Raw genomic sequence first — 4,959 nt, 5'->3', positions numbered from 1 at the left:
GGTCTCGAACAAGGTGCGGTAGCGCGCCTCGCTCGTTCGCAACTCCTCCTCGGCGCGTTTGCGTTGCGTGATGTCGGTGAAGGTGATCACGGCTCCCGTGTTCTGGCCGCCGACGGTCATCGGGTTCACCGAATAGGACACCGGGACCGGCGGGCCGTCCTTGTGCTGGAACAGCGCGTCGTCGACCCGGATGGCCGTGGCGTCGCGAGCGGCTCGCTCGATCGTGTCATCGGCTTGCCCTTGGGCCGACCCATCGGCTCGCCAGGGGCGGATGACGTCGCGCACGGATCGGCCCAGCAGCTCCTGCGGCCGGTAGCCGAGCATCGCTGCCGCAGCGCCGTTGACGAACGTGCAGCTGCCATCCGACTCCATGCCGACGATGCCCTCGCCTGACGAATCGAGAAGCAGCTCGAACCGCTCCTTGCTCTGGCGCAGCCGTTCGGCCGCGGCTTCCGTCTCCTGCCGTCGCACCTGCTCGCGCACGGTCGCCTCGCGCGCGGCCTGCGCCTCGTGACGGGCCGTGACGTCGTGCATCGAAACCACGGCGCCGAGTTTGCGGCCGCCGGCGTCGGCGAACGATCGCCCGCTCGCCAGCAGCGTGCGAGGCGTGCCGCCGCCCTTGGGCGCGATCACCATCTCCGCGTCGCGCACGAGTTCGCCCTGCAGCGCGCGGCGCAGCGGGATCTCGTGCGTCGGCAAGGGAGTCGTGCCGTCCGCGCGGTAGAGGTCGTAGTAGTCGGCCCACCGATCGGCGGGCAGGGGCTGCTCCGGCAGCCCGTGCAACTGGCGCGTCGCCCGGTTGAAGAGTGTCAGCACGCCGTCCGCGCTGCAGGCCACGATGCCGTCCTCGACGGCTTCGAGCACGGCGGCGAGGAAAGCGCGCTCGTTGGCGAGCTCGGCCGTTCGCTCATCGACCCGGCGTTCGAGTGCCGCGTGGGCCTCTTCGAGCTTCTTCGCGGCTTCGTGCTTTTCGGTGATGTCGCGAAACACGAGGACGACCCCATGCACGTAGCCCGACTCGCCCCGGATCGGCGCGGCCGAGTCGTCGATCGGCCGCTCGGTGCCGTCCCGGGCGATCAGCACCGTGTGGTTCGCCAGGCCGACGACGCGTCCGGTTCGCAGCACCTTGTCGACCGGGCACTCCACCTTCTTGCGGGTTTCCTCGTTCACGATGACGAACACGGTGTCGAGGTCTTGACCGAGGGCCTCGCTGCGGCTCCACCCGGTCAGTCGTTCCCCCTCCAAATTCAGGAAGCTCACGCGGCGCTGTGAATCCGTGGCGATCACCGCGTCGCCGATGCTCTGCAGCGTGGTTTTAAAAAGCTCCTTTTGGCGGCTGAACGCTGCCTCGACGGCCTGCCGCTCGGCCGACCGGCCTGCTGCCCTGCTGCGGGCAAGCTCGACGAACACGGCGACCTTGCACTCGAGTACGGCGGGCACGAGCGGCTCGGCGACGAAATCGACCGCCCCGAGCGCACAAGCGTCCTCGACGGAAAACTCCGGCGTGTCGGCGCCGGTGAGGAAGAGGATCGGCGTGGCCTTCGAGCCGGGCTGCGAGCGGATCAGCCGGGCCGTCTCGAAGGCGCTCATCGCAGGGCTGCGAACGTCGATCAGGATCGCCGCGAAATCGGTGGCGCCGACTTGGCTCAGGGCCTGCTCGGCGGAGCTTGCGCAAACGAGGTTTTCAGCCAGCTCCCCGAGCACCGTCCGAAGCGCGAGAAGGTTGCCGCGCTCGTTGGCGACGAGCAGGACGTTGACTCGACTGCTGGTTGTCATTGCATCCTCGTTGCGCGTGGCGTCGTCTGCCAAGCAAGCGCGGCCGGACAGGTCCGGCGGACCGCGCAGGCGGGTCGGATGCGAGTGTAGGGGCGCCGTGAACCGGCCGAATTCGACGGGCGGCACAACGGCAAGCGCGTGACGGGGTTTCCCGCAGTTGACGGCCACCCCGTCCGGCGCAATAGTTGCAATACGTATTAAGACAATCTATGTCCAAACTCCCTTCCCTCTCGCCGGGCGGCGCACGCAAATCCGGCCCGGTGCCAGCCCCCTCCTTGATCCGCAGCAGCCCAGAGCCGCTGTACAGGCAACTGGCCGAACGACTGCAGCGCGAGATCGACACCGGCGTGCTCGCGCCGGGCAGCAAGCTCGACACCGAATCGGTTCTGATGGCTCGCTTCGGCGTCAGCCGGGTCACGGTCAGGCAGGCCACCGCCGTGCTGCACAAGCACGGCAAGGTCGTGGCGAAGCGCGGGAAGGGCACGTTCGTGCTGGGCCGCGTGCTGCAACACGATCTCGATGCACTGCAGGGCTTCTACGACGCCCTTCGCAGCCAGGGCATCGAGCCGCAGACGCGGCTGCTCGAGTTCTCGCCCGATGCCGGAGCGCTCGACGAGCAGCGTCCCGTCGCGCTGGACCTGCCGGTGAGGCTGCAGCGTCTGTACAGCGTCGACGAGCGCGCCTTCGCGGTCGTGATCGGCTATTTGCCGACCGAGGCCGCAGCCCTCGGTGAAAAGCGCGCGGAGCACCTGACCGTCTACCAGATCCTGCAGGAGTACCTCGGCCTGCGCGTGGCCCGCGCCGAAGTCACGATCCGCTGCCAGCGCCCGCCCCGGGCGATCGGCAAGCTGCTCGGCCTGAAAACTTCCGAGCAGGCGCTCGTCATGGAGCGCACTTCGTTTTCGCAGGACCAGCGCGCCTGCGAGTTCATGCGCATTCACATCGTCCCCGAACGCTACGAGTTCCGGCTGCGGGTGCTGGGCGCGCTGGAGCTCGCGCGCTCGGTGCACCGCGTATCACTTCCCTCGGCCCCGGTGCCGATCCCCGAATGAAGAGAGGCCAAGATGTCTGAACAGCACCCTGATCATCCCGATTTCGACCGGCGCCGCGTTCTCGCCGCGGCAGCGGGCACCGCGGTGGTCGTTCTCGCGGGCCCGTCGTTCGCGCAGTCGTTCCCGACGCACCCCATCCGCATGGTGGTGCCGTTTCCCGCGGGTGGGCCGACCGACATCGTGGCCCGGCCGATCGCGGCGATGCTTTCGGAGGCCCTCGGCCAGCAGGTGATCGTCGATAACCGTGGTGGTGCGGGCGGCTCCATCGGCGCCGACATCGTGGCCAAGGCGCCGGCCGACGGCTACACCATCCTGATGGGCACGGTGGGCACGCATGCCATCAACCCGAGCCTGTATCGCAAGCTGCCCTACCACCCGGTCGAGGACTTCACCGCGCTGGGCCTCGTCGCCTCCGCGCCCGTGGCGATCGTGGTGCATCCCTCGGCGCCGTACAAGAGCGTTGCCGAGCTGATCGCTGCGGCAAAGCGCGAGCCGGGCACCATCAATTTCGGGTCGGCGGGTAACGGAACGCCGGGTCACCTCACCGGCGAAATGTTCGCCAAGGCGGCAGGTGTCGAGTTCAAGCACGTGCCCTACAAGGGCAGCGCCCCAGCGCTCAACGACCTGCTCGGTGCGCAGATCCCCTTGATGTTCGATCCCGTGCAGTCGGTGCTGCAGCACGTGCGTGCCGGCAAGCTGAGGGCGCTCGCGGTCAGCAGCCGCCAGCGCTCGCCGGTGCTCGAGCAGACGGCCAGCGTTTCCGAAGCGGGCTTGAAGGACTTCGAGGCCACGGCCTGGTGGGCTCTCTTCGCTCCTGCGGGGCTGCCGGCCGAGATCAGAACGAAGCTGTCGAATGAGATCAAGCGGATCGTTGCCTCCGATGCCTACGGCAAGCACCTGATCGAGTTGGGCGTAGAGCCGGCGGTGGCCGCGAAACAGAGCTTTGCCGAGTTCCAGAAAGCGGAGCTGGAAAAGTGGGGCCGCGCCGTGCGCGAGTCCGGTGTTTCACTGGGCTGATGGCGTGAACCACTCCCTGTCGACGCGACACCCCGAAACAAGCGACCGAGGATCCGCATGAGGCTCAACGAGCAAGAACAAGCCATGCTCGCCGGCAAACTGGGGCGCGCGGCCCGCGTGGCCATCGAACACCAGATCAAGGTCGGCGACTTCTTCGGCGCCGAAGATTTCGTGCCGGTCACGCAGGCCCACATCATGGCCGACACCGAAAGCCTGGGCGAAGCCGGCGTGCGCTGGCTGGAATCGCTTTCCGGGCACGGCGACAGCCGCGACGCCGTGTGCATCCCGACCATCACCGATCCGCGCGGCACCGACTTCGCCAAGGCCGGCATGCTCAGGCAGGCGCCCTGGATGCTCACGCTGGAGCGCCGGACGATCGATGCGTTCGTCAAGCTGGGCGTGTCGATGACCGACACCTGCATCAACTACCAGACCATCCAGGCGCCCACCCGGGGTGAGCACCTTGCCTTCGGCGATACCGGCGTGGTGATCTATTCCAATTCGATCTGCGGCGCACGCTCCAACTTCGAGGGCGGGCCGTCGGCGCTGTCGGCCGGGCTCACGGGGCGCACGCCGCGCTACGGCTTTCACCTCGACGCGCATCGCCAGGCGACCATTCGCTTTCAGGTGGACTGGACGCCGCAGAGCCTCAACGACTGGGGTGCACTGGGCGGCGTGATCGGCCGGCTGGCGGGCAACTACTGGTCGGTGCCCGTCGTCGAGGGGCTGCAGGGCTATCCGGGCTCCGATGCGCTCAAGCATTTCGGCGCGGCCATGGCGAGCTTCGGCTCCATTGCGCTTTTCCACCTCGTCGGCGTCACGCCCGAGGCTTCGCGGCTCGAGGACGTGGGCGGCGACAAGCTGCCGGTGTCGCATCGGATCGGCCAAGCCGAAGTGAAGGCCTTGCAGGCTTCGTACGCGGTCGACGACGAGATCGACGTGGTGGTGTTTTCCGCTCCGCAGCTCAGCCTGTACGAACTGCGCCAGCTGGCCGATCTGTGCGAGGGACGGCGCTTCGTCCGGCCGCTGCTGGCGGTGACCAGCCCGCAGGTCAAGCCCGATGCGGACCGCTTCGGCATCACCGGGCGCATCGAGGCCGCCGGCGGTCAGGTGC

The 4,959-nt window shown here is 68.1% G+C and carries 4 protein-coding genes; 3 read left to right on the top strand and 1 reads right to left on the bottom strand.

The annotated features are described in order from the left end of the window. Window positions 1-1,776 (bottom strand): PAS domain S-box protein (locus tag H0W38_RS16545; RefSeq protein ID WP_292456080.1); only part of this gene is annotated, 1,776 nt, incomplete at its 3' end. A 260-nt stretch (window positions 1,777-2,036) separates the two neighbouring features. Here H0W38_RS16545 and H0W38_RS16540 point away from each other — a divergent pair. The 3 genes from H0W38_RS16540 to H0W38_RS16530 form a co-directional block, all read left to right on the top strand. After that, on the top strand, window positions 2,037-2,828 hold the full coding sequence (locus tag H0W38_RS16540) for a GntR family transcriptional regulator (RefSeq protein ID WP_292456078.1): 792 nt from the start codon (window positions 2,037-2,039) through the stop codon (window positions 2,826-2,828). A 12-nt stretch (window positions 2,829-2,840) separates the two neighbouring features. Next, window positions 2,841-3,845, top strand: coding sequence for a tripartite tricarboxylate transporter substrate binding protein (locus H0W38_RS16535; protein ID WP_292456075.1), 1,005 nt, complete (start codon window positions 2,841-2,843; stop codon window positions 3,843-3,845). Window positions 3,846-3,929: 84 nt separating this feature from the next. After that, on the top strand, window positions 3,930-4,959 hold a 1,030-nt coding region (locus H0W38_RS16530), incomplete at its 3' end, for an aconitase X catalytic domain-containing protein (RefSeq protein ID WP_292456073.1).

The sequence above is a fragment of the Methylibium sp. genome (assembly GCF_013817365.1).
GTDB lineage: Bacteria > Pseudomonadota > Gammaproteobacteria > Burkholderiales > Burkholderiaceae_C > Methylibium.
The sequence above is the reverse complement of the archived record's forward strand: the minus strand, read 5'-3'. Positions and strand labels throughout refer to the sequence as shown.

Coding starts and splice junctions, on each gene's coding strand:
- H0W38_RS16535 (WP_292456075.1), top strand. CDS start 2,841: ATGTCTGAACAGCACCCTGATCATCCCGATTTCGACCGGCGCCGCGTT.